General features: G+C 59.2%; 15 protein-coding genes and 1 pseudogene. 14 read left to right on the forward strand and 2 right to left on the reverse strand.

Translation table 11 applies throughout. From position 1 onward, the window contains the following. Positions 1-154: 154 nt before the first annotated feature. Positions 155-1,222: a hypothetical protein gene (locus ACGYLX_RS16875; protein WP_088635931.1), complete on the reverse strand. Its 1,068-nt coding sequence runs from the start codon at positions 1,220-1,222 to the stop codon at positions 155-157. 229 nt (positions 1,223-1,451) lie between these two features. On the opposite strand from ACGYLX_RS16875, the pseudogene ACGYLX_RS16880 reads away from it, so the two are divergent. The 4 genes and pseudogenes from ACGYLX_RS16880 (at position 1,452) to repC (ending at position 6,162) form a co-directional block, all read left to right on the forward strand. Then, positions 1,452-2,360: pseudogene (locus ACGYLX_RS16880) on the forward strand (recombinase family protein). 340 nt (positions 2,361-2,700) lie between these two features. After that, positions 2,701-3,900 carry a plasmid partitioning protein RepA gene (repA, locus tag ACGYLX_RS16885; RefSeq protein WP_103764504.1) on the forward strand — a complete coding sequence of 400 codons (1,200 nt, stop codon included), beginning with the start codon at positions 2,701-2,703 and terminating at the stop codon, positions 3,898-3,900. Then, complete coding sequence (gene repB, locus ACGYLX_RS16890) at positions 3,900-4,868, forward strand: plasmid partitioning protein RepB (RefSeq protein WP_394450891.1); 969 nt, start codon at positions 3,900-3,902, stop codon at positions 4,866-4,868. Before repA ends, repB begins: the two co-directional genes overlap by 1 nt. A 238-nt stretch (positions 4,869-5,106) precedes the next feature. Continuing rightward, the gene (gene repC / locus ACGYLX_RS16895) at positions 5,107-6,162 is read left to right on the forward strand and encodes a plasmid replication protein RepC (RefSeq protein WP_394450893.1); all 1,056 of its coding nucleotides are present in this window, start codon (positions 5,107-5,109) and stop codon (positions 6,160-6,162) included. A gap of 212 nt (positions 6,163-6,374) precedes the next feature. Here repC and ACGYLX_RS16900 read toward each other — a convergent pair whose 3' ends face one another. Beyond that, a complete protein-coding gene (locus ACGYLX_RS16900) occupies positions 6,375-7,577 on the reverse strand; it encodes a Fic family protein (RefSeq protein ID WP_394450895.1) in 1,203 nt (400 codons plus the stop codon). A 278-nt stretch (positions 7,578-7,855) separates the two neighbouring features. Between ACGYLX_RS16900 and ACGYLX_RS16905 the strand changes: the two genes are divergently transcribed. The 10 genes from ACGYLX_RS16905 (at position 7,856) to ACGYLX_RS16950 (ending at position 14,541) form a co-directional block, all read left to right on the forward strand. Further along, entirely contained in the window at positions 7,856-8,341 is a 486-nt protein-coding gene (locus tag ACGYLX_RS16905; RefSeq protein ID WP_394450897.1) for a hypothetical protein, read from the forward strand. A 39-nt stretch (positions 8,342-8,380) separates the two neighbouring features. Next, positions 8,381-9,313, forward strand: a complete 933-nt coding sequence (locus tag ACGYLX_RS16910; RefSeq protein ID WP_394386540.1) for an ArdC family protein — start codon at positions 8,381-8,383, stop codon at positions 9,311-9,313. A gap of 69 nt (positions 9,314-9,382) precedes the next feature. Continuing rightward, entirely contained in the window at positions 9,383-9,772 is a 390-nt protein-coding gene (locus ACGYLX_RS16915; RefSeq protein ID WP_394450899.1) for a DUF3768 domain-containing protein, read from the forward strand. A gap of 155 nt (positions 9,773-9,927) precedes the next feature. Then, positions 9,928-11,910, forward strand: coding sequence for a ParB/RepB/Spo0J family partition protein (locus tag ACGYLX_RS16920; protein ID WP_394450900.1), 1,983 nt, complete (start codon positions 9,928-9,930; stop codon positions 11,908-11,910). A 74-nt stretch (positions 11,911-11,984) separates the two neighbouring features. Beyond that, positions 11,985-12,578 carry a regulator gene (locus ACGYLX_RS16925; RefSeq protein WP_276154153.1) on the forward strand — a complete coding sequence of 198 codons (594 nt, stop codon included), beginning with the start codon at positions 11,985-11,987 and terminating at the stop codon, positions 12,576-12,578. After that, positions 12,578-13,231 carry a DUF6927 domain-containing protein gene (locus ACGYLX_RS16930; RefSeq protein ID WP_394450901.1) on the forward strand — a complete coding sequence of 218 codons (654 nt, stop codon included), beginning with the start codon at positions 12,578-12,580 and terminating at the stop codon, positions 13,229-13,231. The genes ACGYLX_RS16925 and ACGYLX_RS16930 overlap by 1 nt, the downstream gene beginning before the upstream one ends. Before the next feature lie 125 nt (positions 13,232-13,356). After that, a complete protein-coding gene (locus ACGYLX_RS16935) occupies positions 13,357-13,683 on the forward strand; it encodes a type II toxin-antitoxin system PrlF family antitoxin (protein WP_394450902.1) in 327 nt (108 codons plus the stop codon). Then, the gene (locus ACGYLX_RS16940) at positions 13,680-14,198 is read left to right on the forward strand and encodes a type II toxin-antitoxin system YhaV family toxin (RefSeq protein WP_394450904.1); all 519 of its coding nucleotides are present in this window, start codon (positions 13,680-13,682) and stop codon (positions 14,196-14,198) included. The genes ACGYLX_RS16935 and ACGYLX_RS16940 overlap by 4 nt, the downstream gene beginning before the upstream one ends. Before the next feature lie 93 nt (positions 14,199-14,291). After that, positions 14,292-14,456: a hypothetical protein gene (locus ACGYLX_RS16945; protein ID WP_170850626.1), complete on the forward strand. Its 165-nt coding sequence runs from the start codon at positions 14,292-14,294 to the stop codon at positions 14,454-14,456. Continuing rightward, complete coding sequence (locus ACGYLX_RS16950; protein WP_394450906.1) at positions 14,401-14,541, forward strand: hypothetical protein; 141 nt, start codon at positions 14,401-14,403, stop codon at positions 14,539-14,541. Before ACGYLX_RS16945 ends, ACGYLX_RS16950 begins: the two co-directional genes overlap by 56 nt. Positions 14,542-14,611 lie beyond the last annotated feature (70 nt).

A 14,611-nucleotide genomic window follows, 5' to 3' on the forward strand; every position in this document is an offset into this window, starting at 1 on the left:
AGCGATCAATTGTCACAAAACGTGAGACGAATGGCTAACGAACGCTTTGGGCTGGAAAAGCCTTGTCGCATTCGAACGGAAAGTGGCTTAAACGATCATCTGGGGCGGCACTAAAGCGTGCCAGGTCAAGCCGGTGTCAGCCTCGACAAATGACCTATATTAGGTCAGCTTTCCACATGCGATACCTCCCGTGCCCCGTCACCTCGCGGATCAAACCGCTTGCCTCCATCCATGCGAGATTGCGCTGAACGGCGGCGCGGCTGGCTCCGGTCATGGCCTCAGCCATCGGGGCGGAGACCAAGGGCCATTCCGTGAAAACCTTTCGCAAGGCAACCGGCGTGCGGCCAGATAATTGCGCCATGACGTTTTCTGCCCGCCCGATCCACACTTCAATATCATCAAGTGTTCGCATCGCCGTTAGAATTGCGCTGTTCATCCCATCCAACCAGCGGGCCAAACGCTCGGGTGGCAAGCCCGAAACGCGCAGCCCCCCGGCCCCGGCCATAGCGAGCGGCGCGAAGATGGCACCGCTTCCATCGCTGGTCGCGATCCTGGACGCGGTGACGGCAGCTTCGATCTGGTCGCCGTGGCGTCCGAGGCCCGCCAAGCTCCACAGGTGATACCCCATGCACGCCCGCGTGATCGGGTGGAGACCCTTTGCGGCTGCCATGACGTCCAGCCACCCACCCGCGCGATCCTCGAAACGCTCAGCGCTGTCTTCAATGTTCTCGGGATCGCGGCGATCCAGGAAGGCGGCCAAGTCAGCTTTCGGTCCAGGACCGCCTGTTAGGCGCCGAACAGCCCATCCAACTCTTGCCAGTGCATTTGGGTCATCCTGTGCACCTGACAGCCGCATCGATATCCAGAGCGCCAGACGATCAGAACTCACCCGATCCCCTGCGAACCAGCTGAGATCCGCTGCCTCGATAAGAGCGAGGCGATGCCGCCAGCCTTCCGGGCCACGCAGCAGCCGGTCATCCAGAGCTCCCAGGCGTCCAGCCACTCTTGCCAGTCGCGCAGCGTGAACGCCTTCTGCTTTTGCCCAGTCTTCGACGACAGCAGTGTCGGGCGGTTCCGCCCGTGGCCCTGGAGGCAAATCATCCGGTTCTTCTTCAAGTGACCTAGGTAGAAACCAGAGATCGTCTTCGTGAGCCTCTTCATCCTCCTCGATGGTGATAAGGAGGTCGCCGTAATCATCAGTCAAAGAAGAGGCTTGCGTCATCTTGTGTGCAAAATACTGATTTTTTGCACATTGCCCAGGCGTTTTCGTGGCCGCTGCCTGCGCCATTTATATAGTACGCGCGCGCGACTGCAGGTGAAACCTCTCAGATCGCTTTCAGCGCAAGGAAACCAAAGGTTTTTGGACGAGCACGACGAGAGAGCACCTACTTGCATTTGGTTACAAACGGTCGTTTAGTAGCGGCACCTTAAATTGCAAATGGCCCGTTTTCATGCCCCTGATAGGCTATGCGCGCGTATCCACAGACGATCAGACCCCCCTGCCCCAGTCTGAGGCGCTGCAATCTGCTGGATGCGTAGAAATCCATGAAGAGCACGCCTCAGGCGGCAATCGTGCCCGGCCAGTGCTTGCGCGCGTTCTGGAGCGCATCAGCAAGGGCGACACGCTGGTTGTCGTTCGGATCGACCGGCTTGCGCGGTCTCTGTCGCACCTTCTCGAGGTGATCGAACGGTTGGAGGCCAAGGGGGCGTTCTTTCGTTCCATTCAGGACCCGATCGACACCGGATCCCCGCAAGGCAAGTTCACGCTGCAGGTTCTGGGCGCCGCGGCCGAGTTTGAGCGGGCGCTGATCCGCGAACGTACCAAGGCGGGGCTGGCGAGTGCCCGTACTAAGGGCCGGGTCGGCGGGAACCCGGGCCTACGCGCCCGCGATCCAGCGGCGCTACGCAAGGTGCGGCTCGCGCGGCAAGACGGCTACATGGAGCGGCTGAACGAGACGGCTCAAGACTGGGTGCCACATGTCCGACGACTTCGACCCGATATGGCCTGGGAAGATGTGCTTCGGATCATCAATGGCTCCCTGCCCTACGACCGCCACTGGACGCAAAGCCGACTTCTGCGCGCAGTGAAAGCCTATGTGCGCGACGGGTTTCTGCCCAATGAAGTGCTTGGTCGCGCTGGACGACGCGAAACCGACGACCGCCTGCCCGTGATTGTCGCTGGCATCAAGGGCGCGGACCCTGACATCACGCTCTAGGCGATCTGTGACCGGCTGGAATCCATGCGCGAACGCTCCCCGCGCGGACGCGCCAGCTGGCAGCCGTCTTCGGTAAAAATGCTGTTGGAGCGGGCGGAACGACTCGGCCTCATGCCGTACGAATCGAGCCAAGATCAGGTGTAGCTTCTGACCCGAATCCAAAAAATTTCACCGGGAGAAAACTCCGCAGGAGGCAGAAAGTGCCATTAGTTGCTTGGGGTTAGCTACTATTGTGCCAACTCAACAGAGTGGCGGCTCGATTCGGTTGGATCTGCATTTAATATATCCATTTCAATGACTTGCTGTTTTTTTACGTGGCAACACCTATAGGTGCTGTGGATAACTTTTGCGCTACATCTAGATTCTTCTTGCCGGACTCACTGGATCGTGGCATTCCCATTCTGACGGCAAATTGCGTCAGACACGTTGTGCGTCGTCAAAATGATCAAGAGCCTTAACAGAGGCCAAGAGCGGGCGGCAGGATATGGATGATCGAAACGTTGGATATGCGCAAGGCATAGGCTCTTCTGACATCGGCACGTTTGCCGACAATCTGGCCGAGTCCTTGGATCGGCAGATGAAGATCGCCTTCGAACCCGAAGAGCGTAAAGCCTTGCGGCGTTTCAGCTCGACCGAAGTTGCCGGTCTCCTGCGCGTAAGCACGTCTAACCTGCGCAACCGGCACAAGGACGGTAGCTTCCCGGAAGTGCATACTGATAACCGCGGGCACCGGTTCTATACAGCCCAAGAAGTGGACGAATTGCGCAACATCTTGGAGCGCACAGGAAAGAACGCCGAATCGTATCGGCCAGGTCGACGCGATGGCGACCGACTTCAGGTGCTTTCGGTCGTCAATTTCAAAGGTGGTTCGTCGAAAACAACAGCGACGATTCATCTTGCACAGCGTTATGCCTTGCGCGGCTACCGTGTTTTGGTCCTGGATCTCGATCCGCAAGCAAGTTTGACCACATTTTTCGGCTTTCGGCCTGAGCTCGAGTTCGCCGAGGGCGGAACAATCTATGATGCTCTGAGATATGAGGATCAGGTTCCGCTCTCTGACGTGATCCAAAAGACCTACTTTCACAAACTCGACATGGTTCCGGCCGGCTTGATGCTCTCGGAGTACGAAACCGAGACAGCAAACGCACTCGCCCGTCGGATGCAGCCCATTTTTGCGGAGCGCCTCGCCTTGGCACTTGAGGAGGTAGAGGCAAATTACGACATCGTACTGATCGACTGCCCTCCTCAACTCGGCTTTCTGACTCTCACGGCATTGGCGGCCTCTACAGGGCTCCTGGTGACGGTCGTGCCAGGAATGCTGGATATCGCTTCCATGAGCCAGTTCCTGAAACTTGCGTCAGAAACGGTAAAGGCCGTTGAAGAAGCGATCGGACGCCGTGTGACATGGGATTTCGTCAAATTCCTGATCACAAGGTATGAGCCGTCAGATGGGCCACAGACCCAAATGGCTGGCTACCTGAGATCAATTCTCGCCGGCCAGGTCATGACTGAACCCATGCTGAAGTCTACCGCAATCTCTGACGCCGGAATGACCCAGCAAACCGTCTATGAAGTTGATCCCGGCCAGTTCATCAGGAAAACGATTGATCGCGCTCTGACCAGCGTGAACGGCGTTGCCGATGAACTGGAGCAGACGATCCAAATGGCATGGGGGCGTCGCTGATGGCCAGAAACATTTTCAACCAACCTCCGAAGGACGAAAAAGAGAGCGCGGCTCCCTCCCCTACCCTGCAAAAAACTGCAAAGCTGCCCGGCTCTGTTGGCGGTTTGCGGGACTCCTTGCGCGAAATCACGGCCAATTCGATCCGGGACATCGAACCCGGTCAGATTGACATGGTTGGCCTTCGCGATCGGTTGGCGCTGGAAGATACGAGTATCGACGAGCTTGCCGAGAGCATTCGCAAGCATGGCCAACAAGTGCCGATCATGGTCCGCCCATCGGGCCAACCCGACAGATACCGCATCATCTACGGCCGTCGTAGACTGGCAGCGATCCGCAAAATCGGAGGAACGGTCAAGGCAATCGTTCGCACATTGGACGACGACGCCTCGCTTATCGCACAGGGTCAAGAAAACAACCTTCGACTTGATCCGTCTTTCATCGAAAAATCTCTGTTTATCAGAGAGATGCAGGAAATTGGGTACAAACCCGGCGTCATTCAGGATGCTTTGGGGTTAACCCGGCAAGGCGTGTCCAACCACCGGGTCGTTATCGATCAACTGCCTGATGGGCTTGTTCAGCTTATCGGGCCGGCACATGGCATCGGAAGACGGCAGTGGGGTGATTTAGCGGCCCTATCGGGAAAGGTAGACTTGGTGAATTCGGCCAAAGAGGTGATCGCCGCCCTGCCCGACGACACTCCAAGCCCCGAGAGATTTCAGGCAGTCTATTCTGCTTGCTCGCACAAGGCGCGTGCAGACAAGAAACCGACCAGTCGCGGCGTGACGTCCGTCGTCAAGAATGAGAGCGGCGACACTGTCGGAACGCTGACAGTCGATCAGAAAGCGATCGCCATCAAGATCGCCAAAAAGGACAACCCGGAATTCGGCCAGTGGCTCGAGGAACGTGCGGAAGCTACGCTTTTGCAACTCTTCGATGAGTGGCGGAATGAGAGCGGCTCTGGGTCCTAACCCAAGCCACATAGAGGAACCCGAGCAAAGGAGAAAAGCGAAGACCAGAAAGAAAAGAGCCCCCCAAAGTTTCCCCTGGAGAGCCCTCATCATTCGATTTGCACTCATGATGTAGCAACCTCCAGCAAACCGGTCAAGAGTCACCGATTCGGTGAACCGATTTTTATTGCCTTTTCCCAGATGAAATCTTGGGAGGAGACAGGGAAGCTGTGGGCCAAACGGTCATCGTGATCAAATCATGGCATTTACAAAACTATCAATCGAGGCTGCTGGTGCAGATGCATCACGCGGCTCAATTCCCGCATCTGAAATCGATATCTGGACCATCTTCCGGGCCCTGAGAGACGCGCGCAGCGTGTTCGGGCTTCGCCCTGGCCACATCCAGACCCTTCAAGCAATGCTCAGCTTTTTGAAACCTGGCAACGGCGAAACGGTGTTTGCGTCCAACTACACCATTTGCCAGCGCGTTGGCGGGATCGACGAACGGACACTCCGCAGGCACATCAACCGCTTCGTTGAACTCGGATTCATCAAGCGCAATGACAGCTCGAACCGAAAGCGCTACCGCGTACGCTCATCCGGCGGCGAGTGCATCAGTTATGGATTGTCTCTCACCCCCCTGCTCCAACGTGCGAGCGAGCTTATCGCCATCGCGCAAGAGATAGAGAATAACCGGCGCGATCGGATATTTATTCGCAAACAGATCCTTACCAAGCTCGCCCATTTGGAAGAGCATGATCCCAGCAACACATTCATCAACCACGCACGGAAAGCTCTACGCAGGAAGCTGAGCCTCCCCGAATACCACGCTCTGCTCGCCAATACAGATGCAAAATGCCAGAGTTTATCTACCCCGGATGGCCCACCTGAAACTATGGAATTGCCCGCCAATGACGGACAAACTGTCCGGCATCAATCTAAGTCTAAGAAAGGAAGAAAAGATTTAGATAGCAACGTAGGCGATGAGGCCCTGAAACCAGACTTGCTTACCTCAGTCTGCGATCAGGCGACATCGTTCTCCACTGAGAGACTTAGAAACTGGTTGGACATTGAAAACCATGCTCGAACACTTGCACCCATGATGGGCATTCACCCAGAAACTTTCGAGAAAGCCAAGAATGCTGTAGGAGCTCAGAAAACGTCATGCGCGATCTTCATCATGCTACAGCTCGGAAAACGCATCAGGGATTTTGGAGCGTATTTCCACAGTATCACCCTGGGTCAAAGACAAAACCAATTTGACCCATTAGCTTTGATCAAGCGACTGTCCGAAACCAATGAGCAAACCGTCTAATGTCCACCGCGGTGGACTTCGAACGGGAAACAGCGCTTATGGCAACCACAACTGTCCAAACGCCCCTAACGGCGCGTGGTGGTTCTTCAGTTTATCTCAGACCAGCAGATGTCCACCGCGGTGGACAAGTGACACACGAGCGAGCCTTGTTGGAAATCTCGCCGGCCATGGAAGAAATATGCGGTCAGGCATTACACCCTAAATCCCTAAAGTTATTGTGGGAGGTCATCATCACCAAAAAGGTTTGGAAAGAGCCGCTCTCGATAATCCAACGGAAACGCCAGCCGCACCGGAGTCTTCGGTGAGGCAGAAGTCAGGTATCCGGCGGTGGTCAGTTTACTCAGTGTGTTGCGAGCAGTACGTTCGGACGTCTTGAGCACAATCTGCGCGTCACCACGTTCCAGTGCGCCATGCCGAAGAACCGCCGAAATCAGTTCCGGCGCTCGCTTGTCATCGATGGTATCTGCAACGAGACGACGATACCGTTGGTCCAATCCGCCGAGATCGAACAATCTTGCTGAGAAAGTGATCTGGTCGAACGTCACCTTTAGGAACCATTCACTGAACGTCTTCAGTGCCGCTTCTGACAGGTTTCCCCGTCCGTCGCGGTCTCCGCGGCGTGGGCTGTCGGCCAGATCCATCATCCGTTTGTACTCACCCCGGTCGGTCAGCCCGCGGGCCAGCCCACGCGATACGGACCAGAGCCCTTGGCCACCAATCCCCGCTGTGAGGGCCATCGCATGAGACATCAGCCTGCTGACACGGCCGTTACCATCCGGGAAAGGGTGGATGTAGTTCAGCCGGTGATGTGCAGAGGCGATCGCGATGATCCTTCCGCTCGAAGACCGCGCCGCAATCTGAAACCGTCTGTCGAAATGGTCCATGAATGCCGCAACGCGCGATGATGAGGGGGGTAGGTGGCGTCCGACCGCAACTTCCCGATCGTCATCCTGGCGCATGCACCCCGGAACGATGGGCTCTTGTGTGCCATCGGGATGCTCGATGACCCGAAACTCATCAGGCATCTCGTCGTAGAAGCTCTTATGGACCCAAGTCAGGAATTCGACAGATGTGGGGCGGGGCAGGGTGCCTATGCGATGCATCTCATCGATGGCCCGTTGAACGATGACGTGCGCCCGGGCCTCAAGGGCGAGAGGGCGGGTTTCTTCCTCAAGCTCGGCGCCAGCCAGCGCCTTTTCGATGTCGCGGGGGCGTGTGTTGTGCCCTTCGATCAGGTTGGAGTAGTAACAGTTCATCACGCGGACGAGATCGGCAAGCTCGGCTGCGCTGTCAGGATGCAGCCCTTGTCCCAGCCCGGTGGCTTCCCTCTGGATGTCGACCGAAAGGTCTGCCAATTCTGTAGGAATATGCTCCTCGAAGAAGCAGGGTTCGATCCTGGCGGGTGTTTCCAGCATTTTTGCCGATCTTCTATGATTGTAAAGTAATTGAAAAACATACACATTTCGGAGCCACAGGCAAGGTTTTGCCGATATGCGTTGCCGATCTTGGGTGCCGATCTAGAATTGCTGCATGAAATCAAAGGCTTCGGCAGATATGCCGGGCTTTTCGGTTTTGTTGTGTGTCCAAAGGGGCCGAGGAAAGTGAAAGTGGACTTCGGGTTTTGTGACTGACGGATGAGGGCCTTTGGGGTCCCTCAGATGGGTCCGGGCGGGGTTCCGGTCTGCCGTTCCGGATGAAGGGCATTCCTATGCAATCAGGTGTCTTGCGCGTGCTCCGCGCAACCGCCGCCTCCTGGTGGCGGCATAGAGAGCTGCGCCGAACTGACCATACGGCGCTGGCACAGCGGCTCGAACGCCAGATCGTCCTGCGTGATCTCGGCTATCTGAAGCAGGCGGCGTCATTGCCAAACGCACATGTGATCTGCGGGGAGGGTGGGACATTCCTCCATCTGGGTTGGACCACCGTGTCGACCTTCGCGCCGATCGAGCGCTTTCCCTTGGCCGCCCTCGCGGTCGCACGAGGAACCCCGTTCATCGATATCCGACCCATCAGTGATGTCATCGCCTTCGCTAACTTGCCGTGCGTGGCGCGGGACGGATCGCTCGACCCTGAGCATTCGGGTGCCGGCAAGTGCGTCTCGCTGACCACCTACATCGACATGGTCGAAGAGCTCGGTGCCAAGATCGCCAACGATCCGCGGTCCCGTCGGTCAACCTGATCCCCAAACTTCTAACCAACACACGAAAGGAGGCCAGCCATGGCCCGATCCCGCACGCCAAAATTCGATGCCTCCGAGGTCATCACAAACGAAATCATCCGCATCATCGAGTGCGGCGTTCTGCCGTGGCGCAAGCCCTGGACCGCTGGCGGCAGCTCTCGTCCCCTGCGCGTGGGCGGTGAGCCTTACCAGGGGGTCAACAACTTCCTGCTGACCATGCGCACCATGATGGCGGGCCACAGCTCGCCCTTCTGGATGACGCTGCCACAGGCCAATGCCTTGGATGCAAAGGTGCGCAAGGGCGAAAAATCCTCCGTGGTGGTCTATTACGGCCAGAGCCGGAAACAGGACGAGGCGTCTGGAGACGCCGACGAGGCCGATGGGGATGAGGCCCGCGTCTTCCGCTTCCAGAAATCCTATCGCGTGTTCAACGCCTGCCAGATCGAAGGGTTGCCCGACAGCTTCTTCCCTGACCCGGAGCCAGTGCCTGAACATCCGCCGTCCGAGCCCATCCCGCACATGCAGGCGTTTTTCGACGCCATTGACATCACGACCGTCTTCACGGGCACGGAAGCCTACTATCTGCCGCCTGTAGACAAGGTGTTCATGCCATCCATTTCTAGGTTCGAGAACCCGCGGAATTTCTACGGGGTCTGGGCCCATGAGCTGGCCCATGCCACCAAGGCGCGCCATCGGCTGAACCGCGACTACGGCCTCTCGCGCTTCGGCAATACGGCCTATGCCCGCGAAGAGATCGTCGCCGAGCTGACCTCGGTGTTCCTTGGCCAGACGCTCGGCTTTACGGCCCATACGCTCGAGATGAACGCGGCGTATCTCTACAATTGGCTGCGCGTTCTGCGCTCGGACAAGGGCGCCATCTTCAAGCACGCCGCTGACGCGCAGCGCGCCTGCGACTATCTGATCGCCAAATCGGAGGCGGGCAGGGCAGGGGAGGGCGCCAAGGCCGCTTGAGAAGTGTGTGACGGCAAAAGTTAAAGCTGGCTTTTGGAAGGGTGTTTCAACTTTTCAGAGGAATGCCCCATGACTATCACCGCACAGCCCCAGACAGACCGCCCGAACCCGACCGTGATCGCCGCGCAGAACGACGCGTTTCGCAAGCTCGCCTGCCTCGGGGTCCCGCCCGCGCAGCCTATACAGGGCCGCATGCATGTCACGCGCTCGCTTATGGAGGCTGGTGACGGCTTCATGGCCGAGGCGGTCAAGGCCACCGGAGCGTTCGATACATTCGAGCCCGAGAACGACCCTGAGGGATGGCATGACTTCGGGGCGGTCGAGATCCGTGGCGAGACCGTGTTCTGGAAACTGGATTTGTACGAAGCGGATTCCGACTTCCGCTATGGCGCCGAGGCCCCGGACAATCCCGCCACCACCATGCGCGTGCTGACCATCATGCTGGCGCGCGACTGGTAGGGCAGGGGACACCCTCTCCTGACACCCCAGGCGATGAAGGCCCACGGACCTCTCAAAGGGAGAGTGGGCCTTTTGTTGTGTTGATCCCTGAAGACGGGGATTGGCCGCGCATCTGAATGCGCGGGCCGCTCCAAACCCACCGAAAAGGATATCCCATGACCGCAAGCTTCAAGCCCGTTTCTGTCGCCATCGGCGACCTTGTCGCCCATCCCGCCAACGTGCGCAGCAACTCCCCGGAAACCTATGACCCCAAGAACATCGCGCATCTGAAAGCCAGCATCGCTGTTCTGGGCCTGCTCCAGCCTCTCCTGGTCCAGAAGATCGACGGCAAATATGCCGTACTCGCAGGCGGTCGCCGCCATGCCGCCCTGAAGGAGCTGGCGGCAGATAAGGCCGCCAAGGCGTTCACCGCTAAGACCAAGGTCGACTGCCGCCTTGTCCCTGAGGATTGCGACGTCATCACGGCCCTGTCGCTCGCCGAGAACATCACCCAGGCACCGATGAATGCCATCGACGAGTTCGAGGCCTTCGCCCGGATGATGGAGGTCGACGGCCAGACGCCCGAGACGATCGCAAAGACCTTCGGCGCCACGGTCGCGGCCGTGAAAGGCCGGTTGCGCTATGGCCTTATCCACCCCGACATCCGCGCCGCGGCCCGGGCCAAGGTGATCACGCTCGACACGATGAAGGCCTTTGCCGAGCACCCGAGCCAGGAGGTGCAGAAGGAGGTCTACGAGGCGCTGACCAAGGAAGACAGCTATCTACAGGCCTACACCGTTCGACAGGCGCTCAAATCTCGCGGCGTGCAAGTCAGCGACGATATCGGGGCTTTCGTGCGCGACGACTACGAGGCACGCGGCGGCACCGTCGCGGCTGACCTTCTGGAAGAGCATTCCGTGCTCGAGGATGCGGCTCTAGTCGAGACCATCCTGCTCGAGAAGCTCGGGGCCGCCGCTGAAGAGGCCCGCGTGAGGCTGGGCTTTGCCTGGGCCGATGCGATGGTGCGCTATGATTACGCGACCATGGCCGACTACGGCCGCGTCTATCCCGGCCCGATCGAGCCCGATGAGGCTGCCCAGAAGCGCATTGATGAGATCACCGCCGAGCTTGAGAAATTGCAGCTCGAGATGAAGGATGAGGGGCTCGAGGACGGTGCCTACAATGCCCTTTACGAGCGCGTGGACGCTCTGGAAGACGAAGCGCGCGATCTGCAGGAGGCTTACAGCAACGAGGACCTCGCCCGTGCAGGCGTGATCGCGTCCTGGTCGGGCGGGCAGCTGACCCTCCATGTTGGCCTCGTCCGCCCGGAAGACACCGTCAAAAAGGAGGGCGCGCGCGGCTCCTCGGCTAGCCCGACCGGGGAGGAGACCCCGGACGCCGGCGAAATCAGCTACCCGGCCTCACTGGCCGAGGATCTCAAGACCGAGCGGGCCATGGCCCTTGGCACCGCGATGGCGCTGCATCCGGAAGCCACGCTCGATCTGACGCTCTTCAAGCTGGTCAGTGACGTTCTGGCCAGTGGCATGAGTGTCACGCAGGCGATCAAGATCGATGCCCGCAAGGAATACCGCAGCCATGCCAAGATGGACGAGATCGACGAGACCTCGCTCGAGCAGGTGGCGGCGGCGCATGATGCGCTTGATCTGTCCTGGCTCGATGACACCCGCGCGCCCGCCGATCAGTTCGCGGCGTTTCGCGCGCTGGAGGCCGGCGAGAAGGCCAAGCTCGTGGCCTATGCCACGGCCAGCACCACGCAGTCCTGCTTCGCGCGGGACCGCCAGCGCGACAGCCTGATGCATGCGTTCGAGATCGAGATCATGCCCGACATCCGCGCCCACTGGACGCCGAATGCGGCCCTCTTCAACCGCTTCAAGAAGGCCTGGCTCCTGAAGATCCTCGGCGAGGATCTGGGTCTGGCCCAGGAGGCTGTGACGCTGGCCTCGTCGAGCAAGAAGGAGATCGTGGCCTTCTGCGACAAGCTCTTCGCCGAGCCCTTCGCCACGCTCACGGACGCGCAGCGCGCTGCCGTGGCCGCCTGGTGCCCGCCCATGATGCAGACCGCCGGTGTCGCCCGTGATGAGGCGGAGCCCGCTGCGGAAACCCCCGAGCCTGACAGCGAGGTCGCGCAAGCGGCCTGAGACCTCATGCGACCCGCGCGAAGTATTTCGCGCGCGCGGGTCGATCCTCTCATACCCAACGGAAAGACATCTCCATGGCTATTCTCAAGTTCTCTGCCTCCGCTGTCGCGGCGCAAATCGCCCATGCGCGCGCCTGCAAAACCTTCCTGCCCAACTGGAACGGACCCGTGGACAGGCCCGCCCTGATCCTCATCGTCGGCAATGGTGTGCATCTGCGCTCCAACGGCATCGATGGCACGACCACCCGCATCGTCACCACCGAACAGGCCGATCCGTCCTTCGCCTTCGCCGAAGGCATGAACCCGTTTCGGGACACCGACTGGATGGCGCAGCGCCGCATGGCGTTTCGCGATCTGACCGGCCAGTTCTACACCGACATCCTGGATGACGTGCAGGTGCTCATCGACCGGGGGCGGGGGGCCATCCGGCTCGCCACCGATGGCCACAGCATCCGCGTCTTCGTGCGCCGGGCTTCGGACTATCTCATCGGCGGGACCTACGAGGTGCCCTCGGGCCTCGGCGGCACCTTCCGGGTCATTCTCAAGGATGCCTGCGACACCTTCGCGATCGTGCAGAACTGCGGCAATTGCGAGGATTTCGACGCCATGCAGCCCTACCGCGTGCCGCTCGATGCGCTGATGGAAATCGATGACCGGAGGGCGGCGTGATGGGATGGCTTTTCTACACCGACGGCCGCGTCAAATCCTACGCGGATGAGAAAGCGGAGATTGCTCGGCTGTCCACCTTCGAGGGCGAAAGGCGCAAGACGGAACTGGTCAAAGCCTGCAAGGTGGGTTCGACTTGGTACGCGGCGTCAAAGGTCATCAATCTCGACGGCACCCCTGTCGAAGACACGACCTATGTGACCGATGCGGACGGGTCGATCACTTTTGGCGCTGTCTTCCTCACCCGATATGATGACGGCTTCTGGGGCTACAAGGACATGGAGGAAAGCGCTGGCCCGAACGAGTCTCGTGCTCCCCTTGGGCTGATCGAGCTTCTCTCCGACCTGAAGGACCCGGACAGCTACGCCCAGGACTGGCGTCAGCGCTGCCGGGACTGGGCGTCGATCCCGGACTACGAGGAAGGCGACAAGATCAAGCTCGCAGCACCTGTGACGCTCACCGATGGCAGTACCTGCCAGATTGTCACCGCGACCCACTACAGGCGCGGGCGGCAAAAACGCCGCTGCTACCGCATCGAGGAAACTGGTGGGCTCGTACGCCTGTCAAAGGCCTCGCTTGCGGGCTCGGAGCTGCTCAGCTCCGCGAAAGGTGCGGCTAGCCCGGTGCTGGCGGAGTTCCTGGTCGGGCGAGATTAGGTCCTGCGCCGGACGGTTCATCGGCCTGCCCGGCGACAGCAGATGCTGCGGCTTGTCTTGACATGACAATGCAAATGCATTACATATCACGAGTAGCAAAGACCCTTTTCTTTCAGGAGACTGCCATGACAGCGCTCGCACAAGATGTCTCGAAACTCACGGACCGGTATCAGACGACCGTGCCGGCGGGTGTGCGCAAACAGCTAAAGTTGGGTAAGGGCGACCAGATTCGTTACTGTACCGAGCCGAGTGGCAGGGTCTATATCGAGCCCGTGCGCAGCGACGAGGACGATCCCGCGCTCGGCGCCTTTCTCGATTTTGTCGAGGCCGATATCAAGGCGCATCCGGATCGCATTCGGGCGTTCGATGGGGCTTTGCATGGCCGTCTTGCAGCACTTGTCGGAGACGTTAACGTCGATCTCGATGCGCCGCTATCGCCCGAGGATGAATGAGCGGCGATAGCGTGCCCGCAGGGGCGCCCCTTGTCGTAAACGGATGGTCGATTTATGCGCATCCGCTCTTTCTGGACCAGCTCGAAGGGCTGACCCAGGAGGTCGAGGCGCGTAAAGCACGTGATCCTAAGACCTGGCGCAAGAAAAACCCGACGAAACGGCTGGCCGCCATCTTCAAGCTGGTCACCGAGGCCATACCGGCAGATCCGGGTGCCGCCGCCTTCCGGCAAGGCGGCACACTCGGCGATCACCGCAAGCACTGGTTCCGGGCGAAATTCTTCCAGCAGTATCGGCTTTTCTATCGGTTCAACAGCGATGCAAAGGTCATCGTGGTGGCCTGGGTGAACGACGACAAGACCCTGCGCGCCTACGGCAGCAAGACGGATGCCTATGCGACGTTCAAAGGGATGTTGGAAGATGGCAATCCACCTGACAATTTCGACGCGCTCTTGAAAGAAGCTGCAGCGGCGGGCAAGCGGTTCGAAACTTCCCTTGAAGCGGTGCCCGATCGGTAAGTGGGCCAGCTTGCTGTGACCCTTTGGCATTATCGTTTACGACGCCCCGCTGGAAGATGTAGCTCGGCTGATAATAGGGCCGGAGAAAGCACAATGATTGAGGCGGAAAAGGATAGGCAGCACCTCGGGCTAGAGGAGCAATGCGCGCCTGACCTGACGGGGCACCGTTTCCCAATTGCTGTGCACGTTGCAGACATGCCCGATGACCTCGGCAAGCTGCTGGATATCGGGCTCGAGGAGCATTTCCGTGGCGGTTGATGTCAATTCGTATGACGCGTGGTTTCGCGCGAAGGTACAGGCCGCGCTGGAGGAGGAATGCACGGGAACTTTCAAGTTCAGGTGATGCAGGCCGCACAGGCATTGATTGATGCGAAACGGGAGGTCGAACCCAAGTCCTGACCAAGCCTTGGAGG

The sequence above is a fragment of the Sulfitobacter sp. 1A13496 genome (genome assembly GCF_043557225.1).
GTDB lineage: Bacteria > Pseudomonadota > Alphaproteobacteria > Rhodobacterales > Rhodobacteraceae > Sulfitobacter > Sulfitobacter faviae.

Coding starts and splice junctions, on each gene's coding strand:
- ACGYLX_RS16875 (WP_088635931.1), bottom strand. CDS start 1,222: ATGACGCAAGCCTCTTCTTTGACTGATGATTACGGCGACCTCCTTATC.
- repA (WP_103764504.1), top strand. CDS start 2,701: ATGGATGATCGAAACGTTGGATATGCGCAAGGCATAGGCTCTTCTGAC.
- repB (WP_394450891.1), top strand. CDS start 3,900: ATGGCCAGAAACATTTTCAACCAACCTCCGAAGGACGAAAAAGAGAGC.
- repC (WP_394450893.1), top strand. CDS start 5,107: ATGGCATTTACAAAACTATCAATCGAGGCTGCTGGTGCAGATGCATCA.
- ACGYLX_RS16900 (WP_394450895.1), bottom strand. CDS start 7,577: ATGCTGGAAACACCCGCCAGGATCGAACCCTGCTTCTTCGAGGAGCAT.
- ACGYLX_RS16905 (WP_394450897.1), top strand. CDS start 7,856: ATGAAGGGCATTCCTATGCAATCAGGTGTCTTGCGCGTGCTCCGCGCA.
- ACGYLX_RS16910 (WP_394386540.1), top strand. CDS start 8,381: ATGGCCCGATCCCGCACGCCAAAATTCGATGCCTCCGAGGTCATCACA.
- ACGYLX_RS16915 (WP_394450899.1), top strand. CDS start 9,383: ATGACTATCACCGCACAGCCCCAGACAGACCGCCCGAACCCGACCGTG.
- ACGYLX_RS16920 (WP_394450900.1), top strand. CDS start 9,928: ATGACCGCAAGCTTCAAGCCCGTTTCTGTCGCCATCGGCGACCTTGTC.
- ACGYLX_RS16925 (WP_276154153.1), top strand. CDS start 11,985: ATGGCTATTCTCAAGTTCTCTGCCTCCGCTGTCGCGGCGCAAATCGCC.
- ACGYLX_RS16930 (WP_394450901.1), top strand. CDS start 12,578: ATGGGATGGCTTTTCTACACCGACGGCCGCGTCAAATCCTACGCGGAT.
- ACGYLX_RS16935 (WP_394450902.1), top strand. CDS start 13,357: ATGACAGCGCTCGCACAAGATGTCTCGAAACTCACGGACCGGTATCAG.
- ACGYLX_RS16940 (WP_394450904.1), top strand. CDS start 13,680: ATGAGCGGCGATAGCGTGCCCGCAGGGGCGCCCCTTGTCGTAAACGGA.
- ACGYLX_RS16945 (WP_170850626.1), top strand. CDS start 14,292: ATGATTGAGGCGGAAAAGGATAGGCAGCACCTCGGGCTAGAGGAGCAA.
- ACGYLX_RS16950 (WP_394450906.1), top strand. CDS start 14,401: ATGACCTCGGCAAGCTGCTGGATATCGGGCTCGAGGAGCATTTCCGTG.